We start from the raw sequence: 15961 nt of genomic DNA on the forward strand, positions 1-15961 counted from the left end.
AGCGATGCGCAAGGCAATGATTGTATGGGGCGGCTGGCCGGGACATGATCCGGACCTCTGTGCCTCGATGATCCGCGGCTGGCTCAAGGCCGAAGGGTTCGAGGTGCAGATCGAGATCACGACCGCCGCCTTCGCTGACCCCGCGATTCACGATCTGTCGCTGATCATCCCGATCTACACCATGTCTAAGATTGAGAAGGCGGAAGCACTCAATCTCTGCGCGGCCGTGCGCAGCGGCGTCGGGCTCGCCGGGCATCATGGTGGCATGTGCGACGCCTTCCGCGATTCGGTGGACTACCAGTTCCTGTGCGGCGGGCAGTGGGTCGCACATCCCGGCAATATCATCGATTACCGGGTCGACTTGACCAGACCGGACGATCCCATCATGAAGGGCTTGAAGAGTTTCGAGCACCGGTCCGAGCAATACTACATGCATGTCGACCCGGCCAACGAGGTGTTGGCGACCACGACGTTCAGCGGCGAGCACGCACCCTGGATCGAAGGTGTCGTGATGCCGGTGGTTTGGAAGAAGCGATATGGCGCGGGCCGCGTGTTCTATTCCTCGCTTGGCCATCGCGCCTATGAGCTCGACGTTCCGGAGATCCGCACCTTGATGACCCGCGGGATGCTATGGGCGGCGCGCGAGTGACTGTTGGAGCGACGCCGTCACCCGTCCGCGCCACGCTCGAGGACGTCGCGCGGACGGCGGGCGTGTCGCTCGCCACCGTCGACCGCGTCATCAACCGCCGCGAGGGCGTGCGGGCCAAGACCGTCGCGCGTGTCGAGGCCGCCGTGGCTAAGCTCGGCTACCGCGCCGACATTGCTGCCGCGCGTCTTGCCAGGGGCCAGAGCTTCCGCTTTGCCTTCGTGCTGCCGACCGGCGGCAACAGTTTCATGACGAATTTGACCGAGCAGGTCCAGCGAACGGCGGAATGGCTGGCCGGGCAGCGCGGCTTCATCGACATCCTCCATGTCGACGTGTTCGACCCGGATGTGCTGGCCGGCACGCTGGAGACCTTGTCGCCGGCCTATCAGGGCGTCGCCGTGATCGCGCTCGACCATCCGAGGGTGCGGGCCGCAATCGACGAGCTTGCTTCCCGCGGGGTCGCGGTCGTGACTCTGGTGTCCGACGCGCCGAGCTCGCGCCGCCTGCATTATGTCGGCATCGACAATCCGGCGGCGGGACGGACGGCGGCGACGCTGATGGGGCGTTTCCTTGGCGGCCGTGACGGGACTGTCGCGGTGATCGCGGGGTCGTTGTCGCTGCGCGATCACGCCGAACGGCAGTTCGGCTTCAACCAGATCCTGTGCAGCGAGTACCCGAGTCTTCGCGCGCTGCCGACGATCGAGGGCCGCGACGACAGCGAGCTCACGCGCCAGCTCACGGCCGAGCTGCTGGCGCGCCATTCGGATCTGCGCGGCATCTATTGCTGCGGCGCCGGCAACCGCGGCATCGCCGACGCCCTGGAGGCGTCGGGGCGGGCCCGCGAGGTCGTCTGGATCACCCATGAGCTGACCCAGCATACGCGGCGGTTCCTGGTCCGCGGCACGCTCGACGCGATCATCAACCAGGATCCGGGCCACGAGGCCCGCTCCGCGGCGCGCGTCCTGCTCGCGCATTGTTCGGGCGAGCCGATCAGCCCCGATCAGGAGCGCATCCGCATCGACATCTTTCTGCGCGACAATCTGCCGTGATCTAGCAGAGCGGCCGGGAGCATGATGCGTTTTCGTGGAAACGCATCTGGTCTAGAGCCAGCCGAAGATCGCGATCGCCAACACGGCCTGGGCGGCGAAGCCAACCAGAAAGGCGACCGTTCGGAACAGCGGCAGGCCGAGCGTGTAGACGATCACATGGGCGACCCGCGACCAGAAATAGACGGCGCAGGCCAGCACCGTCCATTTGGTCGAGTAGTCCATCGAATTGAGGATCAGCACCAGCGGCGCGAAGATGATCAGGTTCTCGACCGCGTTGTCATGCGCGAACATCAGCCGAGTCGCCCAGGGCGCGTGCGGCTTGTCGTTGCGGGAGGGGTTGGCCATGGCGCCGGTGAGGCCGCGGACCTGGCAGCGGTTCAGAATATAGGGAACCCAGAGCAGCCCGGTCAGAATGACCGTGAGCGTCAGCCAGAACAGTTCGCGCGTCATCGAGATCCCCTCAACTGATTACCGTCCCGCCCCGGCGGGACCGAGGCGTTATAATCAATTGCCGCGGATCACGCTACGCGCGGACGCGCACATACGAGCCCGGCGCGTCCTCGATCGGTGGATAGGCATCGTTGCCGACGCTGCGGGCGGGAACCTCTTCCGGATCGAGTTCGGCGAGCCACGCGCGCCAGTCCGGCCACCACGACCCCTTGTGCTCCTGCGCGCCCTTCATCCAGTCCTTCAGCGAGATGTCGTGGATCTGGTCGTTGGTCCAGTACTGGTATTTGCCGGAGGAGGGCGGGTTGACCACGCCGGCAATGTGGCCCGAGCCCGAGAGCACATACTTCACCGGGCCGCCGAAGAACTGCGAGCCGTAGAGAACAGAATCCGCCGGCGCGATGTGGTCCTCGCGCGTCGCCAGATTGTAGACCGGCACCTTCACCTTGGAGAGATCGAGCAGCGTGTTGTCGAGCACCATCGTGCCCTGCGTCAGCCGGTTCTCCAGGTAGCAGTTGCGCAGGTAATAGGAGTGGTTGGCCGCCGACATCCGCGTGGCGTCCGAATTCCAGTGCAGCAGGTCGAACGCCGCCGGCGGCTGGCCCTTGAGGTAGTTGTTGACGACATAGGACCAGATCAGGTCGTTCGACCTGAGCATGTTGAAGGCCATCGCCATCTTGCTGCCTTCGAGCACGCCCGAGGCCTGCATGTCGCGCTCCAGCGCCGAGATCTGCGTCTCGTCGACGAACACCAGCAGGTCGCCCGCATGCGTGAAGTCGACCTGCGCGGCGAGGAACGTCGCAGAGGTCACGCGCTGGCGGCGCTTGTCGGCGAGCCAGGCGAGCGTGGTCGCGAGCATGGTGCCGCCGACGCAATAGCCGAGCGTGTGCACCTTCATCTCGCCCGTCACCTTCTCGATGACGTCCATCGCGGTGAGCGGACCTTCCTTCATGTAGTCCTCCCAGGTCTTGGTCCCGAGCTTCTTGTCGGGATTGACCCAGGAGATCACGAATACCGTGAGGCCCTGATCGACGCACCATTTGATGAAGGATTTCTCCGGGCGCAGATCGAGGATGTAGAACTTGTTGATCCAGGGCGGGATGATCAGCAGCGGCGTGCGCAGCACGTTCTCCGTCGACGGCGCGTACTGGATCAGCTGCATCATCTCGTTCTGGAAGATCACCTTGCCCGGCGTCATCGCCATGTTGACGCCGACCTCGAGATTGGCCGGGTCGGATTGGCGGATCTTCAGCGTGCCCTTGCCGGCCTCGATGTCCTCGGCAAGCATCTGCATGCCACGCACGAGATTGTCGCCGCTCGACGACAGCGTCTGCCGCAGCACTTCCGGATTGGTCAGGACGAAGTTGGACGGCGCCAGCGCATTGGTGATCTGGTTGACGTAGAACTCGGCCTTCTTGCGTGTCTGCGGATCGAGCCCTTCGGCATTGTGGACGAGATCCTGCGCCCATTGTGTCGTCAGCAGATAGGCCTGCATGACGAAGTCGAAGAACTGGTTCGACTTCCATTCCGGATCGGCGAAGCGCTTGTCGCGCGGCGACGGCGAAATCGCCGGTGGCGCGTCTTCGCCCGCGAGCCGACGTGAGGCCGAGCCCCACAGGTCGAGATAGCCCTTCGCGATCTTGGTCTGGATATCGCTGGCGCGATCCTTGTCGGACAGCCAATAGTCGGCGACCGCCGTGAACGACTTCACGACTTCGGCCAGCTCGGTCGGCGGCCGGTCCTGAACTTCACCGGTTTCGCGCGGCTTCAAATAGGCTGCGAGAGCCTTGCCGCTCGTCTCCATTGCTCTCGCGATATTCGTCGCGAAGGCTTCGGCGTCGAATGTTTTTGTTGATTGGGTGGTGCTGTTCGAAACGTCGGTCATGGCCTGATCACACTATCGCGTCGGGAGCGGTTCGTCACCGCGCGAGATCAACAATCCGCGAGTTTGCGGTTAATTCGATTATTGCGTGTTGCGTTGCGAAAAAGTCTGGCGTTTCTGACCCATTGCGTTCGTAGCCGAGATTCTTGTTCAACCCTGTAACGTTTGGGGTGACAATTGGTTGTGCTGCGGCAAAATGCGCCGCGTTGCGATTGGCTGGTTTGTGGCGGGAGTGGGGGCTTGGTTTGAGGTGGTTGGGACGGAGCTGGACGACGCGGACGCAGGCCATCGCGGCGGGCGTGGTGTTGTCGTATGCCGCGTTGGCGCTGTCCGGCTGCTCGAGCCCGATCGCCGACATGCCGTCCCTGGATTCCGATGCGGTGGTGCGGCCGAAGGAGCCGGGCGGATATCTCCCGGTGAACGACGTGCCGCGTGAACGTGAGACGCCGATCATCTCGCCCGAAGAGCGCGCCAAGATCGAAAAGGAGCTGGCGGCCGCGCGAGATCGCCAAGCCTCCGCAGGGACGGCCGGCAAGGACCGCTGACCCGCCGCCGCCCGGGACGACGTTACGGCTTTGACCCACGTAATTTTCTGGCGCGGCGCAGCGTCCATGATAAAACACCGGAATCAACCGCACCTGAGCGTGTCGTCGCCGGCTAAGCCGTAAGGTCGTGCTAAGTTTATGTTTTAGCACGAATTTCGGTACATCGCCCGCGCCGCCGCAGAGCCAGCGATGCTGGCTGTATCGCCCCCGGTTGCCGGAGCCGAGAGACCCATGGAAGATTTCTATCGCATCCGCCGTCTGCCGCCTTACGTCTTCGAGCAGGTCAACCGGGCCAAGGCGGCCGCGCGGAACGCCGGCGCCGACATCATCGATCTCGGCATGGGCAATCCGGATCTGCCGGCCCCGCCCCATGTGTTGGAGAAGCTCAAGGAAACCCTCGGCAAGCCGCGCACCGACCGCTATTCGGCATCGCGCGGCATCGTCGGGCTGCGCCGGGCGCAGGCGGCCTATTACGACCGCCGGTTCGGGGTGAAGCTCAACCCTGACACCCAGATCGTCGCCACGCTCGGCTCGAAGGAAGGTTTCGCCAACGTCGCGCAGGCGATCACCGCGCCGGGCGATGTCATTCTGTGTCCGAACCCGAGCTATCCGATCCACGCTTTCGGCTTCCTGATGGCGGGCGGCGTGATCCGCTCGGTGCCGTCGGAACCGACGCCGCAATTCTTCGAGGCCGCCGAGCGCGCGATCATCCATTCGATCCCGAAGCCGCTCGCGCTGATCGTCTGCTATCCGAGCAACCCGACCGCCTATGTTGCGAGCCTGGATTTCTATCGCGACTTGGTTGCATTCGCGAAGAAGCACGAAATCCTCATTCTGTCGGACCTCGCTTATGCCGAGGTCTATTTCGACGACAAGAATCCGCCGCCCTCTGTTTTGCAGGTGCCGGGCGCGATGGATGTCGCCGTCGAGTTCACCTCGATGTCCAAGACCTATTCGATGGCCGGCTGGCGGATCGGCTTCGCCGTGGGCAATGAGCGCATCATCGCGGCGCTGGCGCGGGTCAAGTCGTATCTCGATTACGGCGCGTTCACGCCAGTGCAGGTTGCGGCGACAGCGGCGCTGAACGGGCCCGACGATTGCATTCGCGAGATGCGCGAGACCTATCGCAAGCGCCGTGACACGCTGGTCGAGGCGTTCGGCCGCGCCGGCTGGGAGATCCCGTCGCCGGAGGCGTCGATGTTCGCCTGGGCGCCCTTGCCCGAAGCCTTCAAGGGTCTCGGCAGCATGCAGTTCGCGACCCTCATGGTGGAGAAGTCGGGGGTCGCGGTGTCGCCGGGCGTCGGCTTCGGTGAGCACGGCGAGGGCTATGTGCGCATCGCGCTGGTCGAGAATGAGCAGCGCATCCGGCAGGCTGCGCGCGGCGTCCGTCGGTTCCTTGAAAGTGGCATCGAAACGTTGCACAACGTCGTGCCGATCGCCAATCGGCGCTAAACCTTCTGCTGCTTTCCTATCGACAGGTTCTCTGATTCCATGGTCGCACCCCTGAGAGTGGGCATCGCGGGCCTCGGCACCGTGGGTGTCGAGGTCGTTCGTCTCCTTGAGCGTCAGGGGCGCGTGCTGACCGAGCGGACGGGACGACCCGTGCGCGTGGTCGCGGTCACTGCGCGGTCGAAGGCCAAGAAGCGCGGCATCGATCTGTCCGGTATCAAGTGGGCCAAGGATGCGCTCGCGCTGGCAAGCGATCCGGACGTCGATTGTCTGGTCGAATTGATGGGCGGTGCCGGCGATCCCGCGCTGTCGGCGATCGATACCGCGCTCAAGGCCGGCAAGTCGGTGGTCACGGCGAACAAGGCGCTGATCGCCAAGCATGGCCTGAAGCTGGCGAAGGCCGCCGAGAAGCATGGCGGCGCATTGAACTTCGAGGCCGCCGTCGGTGCCGCCATCCCGGTGATCAAGACCCTGCGCGAGGGGCTCGCCGGCACTGATATCAGCCGCGTCTATGGCATCCTCAACGGTACCTGCAACTACATCCTGACCCGCATGGAGCAGGAGGGACTGTCGTTCGACGAGTGTCTGAAGGATGCGCAGCGTCTCGGCTATGCCGAAGCCGATCCGTCGTTCGACATTCATGGCCACGATACCGCGCAGAAGCTGGCGATCCTGGCGAGCCTCGCCTTCGGCACGCAGGTTGCGCAGAACTCGGTCTATGTCGAGGGCATCTCCTCGATCGCGCCGGAGGACCTGCGCGCGGCGGCCGAACTCGGCTACCGCGTCAAGCTGCTCGGCGTCGCGGTGCGGACCGCCAAGGGAATCGAGCAGCGGGTGCACCCGACGATGGTGCCGAAATCCTCGTCGATCGCCCAGGTAATGGGGGTGACCAATGCGGTCACGATCGATGGTGAGGGCATTCCGCCGATCACGTTGGTCGGGCCCGGAGCAGGAGGCGCCGCGACCGCGTCGGCCGTCGTTGCTGATATCGCCGACGTCGCGCGCGGCATCCGGGCGGCGCCGTTTGGCCGGCCGGTCGACAAGCTGCAGGCCACCGAGAAGGCGCCGATGGAGCGGCATGAGGGCGGCTATTACATCCGCCTGATGGCGCGCGACCATGCGGGCACCGCGGCCACGATCGCGACCCGTCTGGCCGAGCAGAAGATCTCGATCGAATCGATCGTGCAGCGCCATCCCAATGGCGGCGAGCCGCCGCCATCGGCCGGCAAGGGCAGTCCCGTCCCCGTGATCCTGGTCACCTATGCGACCCACGAGGATGCTGTGCACAAGGCGCTGCAGGCTGTGCAGCGCGACAAGGTCATCAGCGGCAAACCTCAGGTGATCCGAATCGAGAAGAATTAGCGCATGATACCCAGGGAACCGCTTGTCCCTGCTCAAACAAACGCGTGGCGTTTGTTGATGGTTCATGCTCAAACCGGGGAAGTTCTTGGGCGGAGACCGGCCATTGCTGCCGACCGCCTGATCCCGACGCCGCCCCTGCGGACGGCGTCTGAGCGATAGGTTTTGATGGCGGGTGTCCGCCGAGACGTCTTGAGGAGTTGGCCGATGTCGACGCAGATTTCTGTCCCGCAGCAATTGTTGCTCGAGCGCATTCTGACGCTGGAGCTGGTGCGCGTGACCGAGCGAGCTGCGGTGTCGGCGGCGCGGCTGCGCGGCCATGGCCAGGAGAAGCCGGCCGACCAGGCGGCCGTCGACGCGATGCGCCGCGAGCTCAACAAGCTGCCGATCGAAGGCACCATCGTGATCGGCGAGGGCGAGCGCGACGAAGCGCCGATGCTCTATATCGGCGAGAAGGTCGGCCTCAATGCCGGCCCCAAGGTCGACATCGCGGTCGACCCGCTCGAAGGCACCACGCTGTGCGCCAAAAACATGCCGGGCGCGATCGCGACCATGGCGATGGCCGATGGCGGCACCCTGCTGCATGCCCCCGACGTCTACATGCAGAAGCTCGCGATTGGTCCCGGCTATGCCAAGGGCGTGGTCGATCTCGACGCCACCCCGGCCGACAACGTCCGTCGCCTCGCCAAGGCCAAGGGTGTCGACCCCAGCGCGATCACGGTGCTGGTGCTGGATCGTCCACGTCATGCCGACATCATCCAGGGCGTCCGCTCGACCGGTGCCGCTGTGCGCCTGATCACCGATGGCGACGTTGCCGGCGTGATCCATTGCGCCGATCCCGACAACACCGGCGTCGACATGTATCTCGGCACGGGCGGCGCGCCGGAAGGCGTGCTGGCCGCAGTGGCGCTGCGCTGCATCGGCGGCCAGATGCAGTGCCGGCTGATCCTCGACACCGAGGAGAAGAGGGAGCGCGCAGCCAAGATGGGCGTCGGCGATCCCAAGATGATCTACGGCATCGAAGACATGGCCCGTGGCGACTGCCTGTTCGCGGCCACCGGCGTCACCACCGGCTCGTTGCTGTCGGGCGTCAGGTTCCGCAAGGACGGCGTCATCGAGACCGAGACCGTGGTGATGCGCTCGGTGACCGGCACGGTGCGTTACATCCGCGCCGAGCACCGTCAGCTGGAGAAATTCCACCTCGACTGACGGCGGAGTGCCGCGATGTCCGATCTCTCGATGGTCAAGGCGCTGGTGTTCGACGTGTTCGGCACCGTCGTCGACTGGCGCACCAGCCTGATCAACGACTTCACCGCCTGGTCGAAGACCCGCGGCATCCAGGGCGACTGGATCGCGCTGGTCGACGGCTGGCGCGGGCTCTATGTCGGCTCGATGGACGAGGTCCGCAAGCATCCTGAGCGCGGCTACGCCATCCTCGACGTGCTGCATCGCCGCTCGCTGGAGACGCTCGTCGCCCAGCTCGGCATCAGCGGCCTCACCGAGGCCGATCTCGATCATCTCACCCGCGGCTGGCACCGGTTGCATCCGTGGGCCGATAGCGTCGCTGGGCTGACCCGGCTGAAACGCAAATACATCATCGCGCCGCTCTCCAACGGCAATGTCGCGCTGCTCACCAACATGGCGAAGTTCGCCGGTCTCCCCTGGGACCTGGTGCTCTCCGCCGAGCTGTTTCAGCACTACAAGCCCGACCCCGAGACCTATCTCGGCGCCGCGCGTCTGCTCGGTCTTGCGCCCGGCGAGGTCATGATGGTCGCCGCGCACAACAATGATCTCGAAGCGGCCCAGCGCTACGGCCTCAAGACCGCCTTCGTCGCGCGGCCCACCGAATACGGCCCGCTGCAGAGCCGCGACTTCGAGGCCACCGGCGCCTGGGACATCGTCGCCGCCGACTTTGGCGGCATCGCCGGCCGCCTAGGCTGCTGAACCGTCTGCATCACGCGCCAGAGATGATCACGCCGTACCAGCCGAGACCCTTGTAGGTCTCGTAGCCGGGCGTGGCGTGAAAGGCGACCAGGCGGCCCGATGCGTCCTGATAGAAGCCGCTGGGCTTGCCGTCGAGCCTGAGCGAAACGCGCTCGCTGAGGATGCCCTGGCCGTCCGACGCAGCAATGACACGGCCGTTGGAGTCGACCAGCAGCACCCGGGCCTTGTCGCTTTCGCTGACGCGAACGCCCTGCACGATGGCGCGCGCCTGTGCTTCCCAATCGAAATGGATCGCGAGTACCCCGAGCGGCTTGCCATGGGCCTTGCCGTCCTCGCGCACCGATGCGCAATAGGTCGCGACCTGGGCGTTGCCGAGCAGCGGCTGGCACTCGACGTCACCAGCGACATAGTCGTCGCCCGAGCGCAGGCCGCGCGCCTCGCGAAACCATTTGGTATCGGCCACGCTCTGGCCGACGACGTTGAAGCGGTCCGCCCGGCCGTTGGCGATGACCTTGCCGCTGGGATCGCATAGCCAGAGATCGAGATAGACCGTGTAGGCGGAGAGAATCACCGCGAGCCGTTCGGACACATGGACGACGCGGGCAGCATCGGGCGAAGCCGCACAATCGACCACGGCCGAATCCGTCGCCCACCAGCGCACGTCACAGGTCCGCTCATAAAGATTGCGGTCGATCAGCTCGATGGCGTTCAGCGCGAGATCGACCATGCGCTCGCCGCGCGCCCGCTCGGTCATGCGCTCGATCGAGCTCTTGAGATTGCCGGTGCGTGTCGTCAGCTGTCCTTCAAGCTCGCGGGCGATGGTCTCGACCTGCTGGCCGACGGCGCGCACCTCCTGCGCCACGACGGCAAAGCCGGCGCCCTGCGCGCCGACGCGCGAACTCTCGATCAGCGCGTTCAGCGCCAGCATCTTCATCTGATTGGTGATCTGCTGGATCGACTTGGTCTTCTCGCAGGCGATCTGATTGACCTCGCCGGTGAGCCGCGCGATCAGCGCGGAAACGTCGGTCTCGTCGTCGGCACGGGACGCTTGCGGGGAAACGAGGGAATGGGACGACTTCAAATCAGGCGCAGTCAGCATCGGATGAACTCCATGTTGCTGTACGTCTCTCCCGGCGCGGAGATCGCCAACAAAAAAATAAACGGTTCTTTTGATTGAAATTGTAGGGAGTTCGCCTAACGCCCGTTTAATGCACCCCCTTCGACATAGCTGTAATTTTAGGCAACTGTTATTAGGTACCGCAAATCGCATCGACTTCGTTGGATATCTGGCAAAACCCCTGGGGTTCCCGGCCTGGAACCTGATCGCCGCGCGTCGTTGCTGTAGATTCGGCCGCGGCCTGCGAATCGCCGCACCGCGCAAGAGGCTTTGCGACCCATGACACCGCTTGCCACAGCCCTGCCGATGAGTGCGCCCCAGGCGTTCCTCGGCGTGCGGCTGTCGCTCACCAACAAATTGTGGCGCGACCGGCTGGATGCCCGCGGCGCAGCGCGGGCGCTGGCGATGGTGCAGCGCTATCAGCTGCCGGAGATGCTGGCCCGGGTCCTGGCCGGACGCGACGTCGACATCGACGCCGTCAACGACTTCCTCGACCCCACCATCCGCAAGCTGATGCCAGATCCGTTCACGGTGACGCAGATGGAAGCCGCGGCCAAGCGCATTGCGGATGCCGCGGTCAGGGGAGAGAAGGTCGCGATCTTCGGCGACTATGACGTCGACGGCGCCACCTCGGCGGCGCTGCTCGCCTGGCATCTGCGCCATTGCGGGCTGGATCCGCTGATCCACATTCCCGACCGCATCTTCGAGGGCTATGGCCCCAACGTCGAAGCCATCCGCGCGCTCGCCGGCAAAGGCGCGACCCTGCTCGTCACGGTCGATTGCGGCACGACCAGTCTGGAGCCGTTGGCCGAGGCGAGGCGGCTCGGCATGTCCGTGGTTGTGATCGACCACCATCAATGCGGCGAGGAGCTGCCCGAGGTCGAGGCACTGGTCAACCCGAACCGGCCCGACGATCTCTCCGGCCTCGGCTATCTCGCTGCGGTGGGGCTGACCTTGGTGACTCTGGTCGCAGTCAACAGGGAGCTGCGCGGCCGCGGCTTCTGGAGCGGGACGCGGCCGGAGCCTGATCTCCTGAGCATGCTGCATCACGTCGCGCTCGGCACCGTCGCCGACGTCGCGCCGTTGATCGCGCTCAACCGCGCCTTTGTCGCCAAGGGCCTGATCGCGATGCGCCGGCGCGACCATGTCGGCCATACCGCGCTGATGGATGTCGCGCGTCTCAACGGCCCGCCGGAGGCGTGGCATCTCGGCTTCATGCTCGGGCCGCGCATCAATGCCGGCGGCCGCATCGGCCGCGCCGATCTCGGCGTGCGGCTGCTGTTGGAGAGCGACGTTTCCGAAGCCGCTCGGATCGCCGCCGAGCTCGACCGGCTCAACAGCGAGCGCCGCATCATCGAGCAGCACGCCGAGGCACAGGCCGAGGCGGAAGCGCTGGCGTCGCTGGGCCTGGAAGACAAGGGCGCTGTCATCGTGACGGCCTCCGAAGGCTGGCATCCAGGCGTGGTCGGGCTGGTCGCGTCCAGGCTGAAGGAAAAGTTCGCGCGGCCCGCCTTTGCGATCGCGCTCGAGCCCGGCGGCATCGGCACCGGATCGGGCCGCTCGATACCGGGCGTCGATCTCGGTAAGGCCGTGCGCCACGCCGTGGAGCAGGGCCTCCTGATCAAGGGCGGCGGCCATGCCATGGCCGCCGGCGTCACCCTGCGCAAGGAACGGCTGGCGGAATTCCGCGCTTATCTCGAAAGCGCGCTCGCGGCTGACGTGGCCGAGGCGCGCCACGTCAACGAGATCCTGATCGATGGCGCGATCAGCGCGCGCGCCGCGACGCCGGAGCTGGTCGCGACGCTCAATCGCGCGGGTCCGTTCGGCAGCGGCAATCCCGAGCCGATCGTGGCACTGCCGTCGCATCAGCTGGTCTATGCCGACGAGGTCGGGCAGGCGCATCTGAAGCTGCGCTTCAAGTCCGGTGACGGCGCCACCGTCAACGCCATTGCGTTCCGCTCGGTCGGCCAGAAGCTCGGCAATGCGCTGGTTCAGCATCGCGGCCAGGTCCTGCATGTCGCCGGCACGCTCACCGTCGATCGCTACCAGGGCGTTGAGCGCGTGCAGCTGCGCGTCCTCGATGTCGCCGTGCCGGACCACGGTCCGGCGATGATCCGGTAGCAGTCCGCACATCCGCTGTCGTCCCGAGTCATCTCTCCGTCGTCATGGCCGGGGCAAGTCCGGGCAAGACGAAATAACTCATCAGCAGGCTCTGATTTGACACAGCCCGTTCGATCTCAATCCCCGAGGTCGCGGACGCCGGAACGACAGTGGAGCGTGTGACGCGCATCGTGGCCCGCATGACGCTTCGATCTCGCCGCGCCATCGCGCCCGAGTGATGCCTGATCAAAGCCCTCATCGGAGGAGAGAGGGCGCAGGGAATGCCGGGTGAAGACCTCACCCATGGCCCGCCTGCAAACGAAAAAGCAGGCGGCAGTCACCACAGGTCAGGCCGATCAACCGGCATTCCCTGCGCGATGGGTTTAACGTTTATACGCGATCTCCCCGGTGTCCGGCTGATAGCCACCGTCGTCAGCGGGATCATCATCACCCACCGGCTTGGCGCCAGCTTCGGGGCGCCAGGACCACGCGATTTCACGTCCGCAACCTGCCGTTCGCCCGCGCGCTGCGAGAGCACGCTGCGGCAAGATCGCGGCCACCGCATCCCATCCTCCACGTTCGTGACGATCGCGAAGCGTCCCTCTCATGAGGACGGAACGCGCAGAGTATTTCTGATTTTCGGAATAAAGGCAAGCAAAATCTCGCTTGCGTCTGCGGTCGAGGTCATCCCACTGACATCGCAGCGGTTCATGACGTTTACGCGCAGCTGCGCGGACCATCGCGCGGCGACGCGACGGCGGACGCCGTCGGGGCGTACCTCTGTACCATCCGATCATCCTCGTCTAAATTTGCAGCGAGTGAACCGACCGGAATGAGGACACTTCGATGGGGCGTCTGCCTGCCATGATCATGGCCCTGCTGGTGGGTTCGTCGTGGGCCCATGCTGAACCGGGCAAGCACTGGCAGACGGCAAACCCGAGCGAAAAGCCGTGGTCTGCGGCGATTTCGCGGGAGGTTCAGCAGTTCGCCGACGAGCAGAAGCCGACGGCGATCATGGTGGTCAGGGACGATGAGATCATCGCCTCGTCGGGCGACATCAGCGCCAAGGTCAATGTCCGGTCCGCGCGCAAGAGCCTCATCAGCGCCTTGTACGGCATTGCCGTCGAGGAAGGCCGGATCAACCTCGACAGCACCCTTGCCGAACGCGCCATCGACGATAGCCCCGACGCCCTGTCGCCGGCCGAGAAGACCGCAACGGTTCGCCAATTGCTGATGGCGCGGTCGGGCGTCTATCATCTCGCGGCCTACGAGACGCCGCAGATGAAGCAGCTCCGGCCGGCGCGCGGAAGCCATCCGCCTGGCAGCTTCTGGTACTACAACAATTGGGATTTCAACGCGCTCGGCACGATCTATCGGCAATCCATGGGCGACGTGTTCAAAAGCTTCGAGACGCGGATCGCGCGCCCGCTGGGCATGGAGGATTTTTCGACGAGGGATGGTCATTACCAGAAGGAGGACTCGTCCTCGCATCCGGCCTACGTGTTTCACATGAGCGCCCGCGACCTGGCGCGATTCGGCGTGCTCTTTCTCAACGGCGGACGCTGGAACGGGGCGCAACTGGTGCCGGCGCATTGGGTGACGGAATCCACCACGCGACTGTCGGACACGGAGCAGCAGGAACGCGGCTATGGCTATCTCTGGTGGACGTATGCGAAGTCGGATTCGGGCTTCAGTGCCTTCTTCGCCAATGGCTATGGCGGCCAATTGGTCGTCGTCGTCCCGTCGAAGCACCTCGTGCTCGTCGAACTGGTCGATCTCGACGCGAACCCGCATGGTGTCCGAACCCAACGCGCTCTCGATCTGGTGAGCAGGATCAGCGCGTCGGTGCCATGAGGGAGCATACGAAGGCTATCGCGCTCAACCTGAGATCCGATCACGTCTCAGCAAGTTTGCTTGCATGGGGGCCGGGCTCAGCGCCAGAACGGCTTCGGCAACTGCTCGAGATTGAATTTGGGGGCTGGCCGGGGAGCGGGCGGAGGCGCATCGTCCGGCGCGGAGTACAGCAGGAACGCCTCGAAGGGCACGTCGGGCGCTTCCTCCGCGCGGCCGGAGCAGGTGAAGGGAATTGTGCGGCAGCAGCCTTCCAGGCTGAGTGTCAGTTCGTCGGGACCGAACAGCGATGGCTGTCCTGGGGCGTGCCGCTTCGTTCTGATGATGGCTGTGAAGCGATCGCCGCGGGCCTCGTAGCTCCCGCTATAGCTCAGCACGCCATCGCCGCCGCGGACGTTGCCCGCGGCCAATTGCACGATCCCGGTCCCCTGGCCCCTGGGGGTCTTGAACCAGGCGGAATAGGTACCTTCCTTTATCATGGGCGTGGCCCCCCATCGATCGACTGCGGCATCGTTGTGCATCGCAAATTAAAGGAAGGTGAAAACAGCCGTCCGAAACCGGTGAGAACCCGGCAATTTATTCGTATACAAATGGTGAGCCGTTTGGCCGCTCAGCTGCCTGCGTCCCGACTGGCCAGGCGGCGCGCCGATCATCCGCGATCGCATGAAATTAGCCGGACGGCGGCCGGCGGCCCGGCGTATAAGAGAATCTGATCAGGTCATCTCCAAGGACATGCAATGGCATCCGAACCCCGCTCGCCGCGTCTGGCCGTGCTCATCGACGCCGACAATGCCTCGGCCAAGATCGTCGACGGGCTGTTCGAGGAGATCGCCAAGATCGGCGAAGCCAGCGTGCGCCGGATCTATGGCGACTTCTCCAGCCCGCGCTCGAAGCCGTGGGCCGATACGCTGGCGCGACATGCGATCGTGCCGCAGCAGCAGTTCGCCTATACGACCGGCAAGAATGCCTCCGACATCACGCTGGTGATCGACGCGATGGACCTGCTGCATAGCGGGCGGTTCGACGGCTTCTGCCTGGTGTCGTCGGACAGCGACTTCACGCGGCTGGCCGCGCGCATCCGCGAACAGGGCATCGACGTGTTCGGCTTCGGCGAGCAGAAGACGCCGGAGAGCTTCCGGCAGGCCTGCCGCCGGTTCATCTACACGGAGAACTTGCGCAGCGACGCTGCGAGCAGCAAGGACGCGGACAGCGCGGCAGTGCCGAAGTCGCTGCTGCCGGTCAGCGCGGCGACGCCGATGATCAAGAAGGTCATCACGCAGATGGAGAGCGAGGACGGCTGGGTCGCGCTCGGCGAGGTCGGCAAGCAGCTCTCCAACCTGGTGTCCGACTTCGACCCGCGTACCTATGGCTGCCGCAAGCTGAGCGATCTCGTCCGCAAGACCGGAGGCTTCGAGATCGAGGAGCAGTCGAAGGGCGGTGGCTCGGTGCGCATCCGCGTCAAGGCGGCGACCGCGCCGCAACCCAGGGCGAGAGCGCCGAGGGGCCACCGCGAGGCGGCCAAGCCGTGATATTCCGGCGCAGCGCTGCGTGTGACGGGCAACCCGGCTCTCC

The 15961-nt window shown here is 65.1% G+C and carries 15 protein-coding genes; 10 read left to right on the top strand and 5 right to left on the bottom strand.

Annotated features, from left to right (window positions below):
- Positions 1–4 precede the first annotated feature (4 nt).
- Positions 5–649, top strand: a complete 645-nt coding sequence (locus tag HL671_RS11585; RefSeq protein ID WP_172236470.1) for a ThuA domain-containing protein — start codon at positions 5–7, stop codon at positions 647–649.
- Positions 646–1695 carry a LacI family DNA-binding transcriptional regulator gene (locus HL671_RS11590; protein ID WP_172236471.1) on the top strand — a complete coding sequence of 350 codons (1050 nt, stop codon included), beginning with the start codon at positions 646–648 and terminating at the stop codon, positions 1693–1695. Before HL671_RS11585 ends, HL671_RS11590 begins: the two co-directional genes overlap by 4 nt.
- Positions 1696–1746: 51 nt before the next feature.
- Here the strand turns inward: HL671_RS11590 and HL671_RS11595 are convergent, their stop codons facing one another.
- The 3 genes from HL671_RS11595 to HL671_RS11605 form a co-directional block, all read right to left on the bottom strand.
- A complete protein-coding gene (locus HL671_RS11595) occupies positions 1747–2145 on the bottom strand; it encodes an MAPEG family protein (RefSeq protein WP_012044064.1) in 399 nt (132 codons plus the stop codon).
- A gap of 73 nt (positions 2146–2218) precedes the next feature.
- Positions 2219–4027, bottom strand: coding sequence for a PHA/PHB synthase family protein (locus HL671_RS11600; protein ID WP_172236472.1), 1809 nt, complete (start codon positions 4025–4027; stop codon positions 2219–2221).
- Between the two features lie 34 nt (positions 4028–4061).
- The gene (locus HL671_RS11605) at positions 4062–4382 is read right to left on the bottom strand and encodes a hypothetical protein (RefSeq protein ID WP_148221472.1); all 321 of its coding nucleotides are present in this window, start codon (positions 4380–4382) and stop codon (positions 4062–4064) included.
- Here HL671_RS11605 and HL671_RS11610 point away from each other — a divergent pair.
- The 5 genes from HL671_RS11610 (at position 4270) to HL671_RS11630 (ending at position 9321) form a co-directional block, all read left to right on the top strand.
- The gene (locus HL671_RS11610; RefSeq protein ID WP_012044066.1) at positions 4270–4569 is read left to right on the top strand and encodes a hypothetical protein; all 300 of its coding nucleotides are present in this window, start codon (positions 4270–4272) and stop codon (positions 4567–4569) included. The genes HL671_RS11605 and HL671_RS11610 overlap by 113 nt on opposite strands.
- 231 nt (positions 4570–4800) lie before the next feature.
- Positions 4801–6021: an LL-diaminopimelate aminotransferase gene (locus HL671_RS11615; protein WP_012044067.1), complete on the top strand. Its 1221-nt coding sequence runs from the start codon at positions 4801–4803 to the stop codon at positions 6019–6021.
- 39 nt (positions 6022–6060) lie between these two features.
- Entirely contained in the window at positions 6061–7380 is a 1320-nt protein-coding gene (locus HL671_RS11620; protein ID WP_012044068.1) for a homoserine dehydrogenase, read from the top strand.
- A 204-nt stretch (positions 7381–7584) separates the two neighbouring features.
- Complete coding sequence (gene glpX / locus HL671_RS11625; protein WP_012044069.1) at positions 7585–8586, top strand: class II fructose-bisphosphatase; 1002 nt, start codon at positions 7585–7587, stop codon at positions 8584–8586.
- 15 nt (positions 8587–8601) lie between these two features.
- Positions 8602–9321, top strand: a complete 720-nt coding sequence (locus HL671_RS11630; protein ID WP_172236473.1) for a haloacid dehalogenase type II — start codon at positions 8602–8604, stop codon at positions 9319–9321.
- A gap of 10 nt (positions 9322–9331) precedes the next feature.
- Here the strand turns inward: HL671_RS11630 and HL671_RS11635 are convergent, their stop codons facing one another.
- The gene (locus HL671_RS11635; protein WP_012044071.1) at positions 9332–10420 is read right to left on the bottom strand and encodes a methyl-accepting chemotaxis protein; all 1089 of its coding nucleotides are present in this window, start codon (positions 10418–10420) and stop codon (positions 9332–9334) included.
- A gap of 297 nt (positions 10421–10717) precedes the next feature.
- Here HL671_RS11635 and recJ point away from each other — a divergent pair, with 297 nt between their 5' ends.
- Both recJ and HL671_RS11645 read left to right on the top strand, forming a co-directional pair.
- Positions 10718–12559 carry a single-stranded-DNA-specific exonuclease RecJ gene (gene recJ / locus HL671_RS11640; RefSeq protein WP_012044072.1) on the top strand — a complete coding sequence of 614 codons (1842 nt, stop codon included), beginning with the start codon at positions 10718–10720 and terminating at the stop codon, positions 12557–12559.
- 825 nt (positions 12560–13384) lie between these two features.
- Positions 13385–14392 (top strand): serine hydrolase domain-containing protein, encoded by a 1008-nt coding sequence (locus HL671_RS11645; RefSeq protein ID WP_172236474.1) that lies wholly within the window; start codon positions 13385–13387, stop codon positions 14390–14392.
- 77 nt (positions 14393–14469) lie between these two features.
- Here HL671_RS11645 and HL671_RS11650 read toward each other — a convergent pair whose 3' ends face one another.
- Positions 14470–14868, bottom strand: a complete 399-nt coding sequence (locus HL671_RS11650; RefSeq protein WP_012044075.1) for a hypothetical protein — start codon at positions 14866–14868, stop codon at positions 14470–14472.
- 258 nt (positions 14869–15126) lie between these two features.
- On the opposite strand from HL671_RS11650, the gene HL671_RS11655 reads away from it, so the two are divergent.
- On the top strand, positions 15127–15918 hold the full coding sequence (locus HL671_RS11655; protein ID WP_012044076.1) for an NYN domain-containing protein: 792 nt from the start codon (positions 15127–15129) through the stop codon (positions 15916–15918).
- Positions 15919–15961: the final 43 nt, after the last annotated feature.

It is taken from the genome of Bradyrhizobium denitrificans, assembly GCF_013179005.1.
GTDB classification, from domain to species: Bacteria; Pseudomonadota; Alphaproteobacteria; order Rhizobiales; family Xanthobacteraceae; genus Bradyrhizobium; species Bradyrhizobium denitrificans.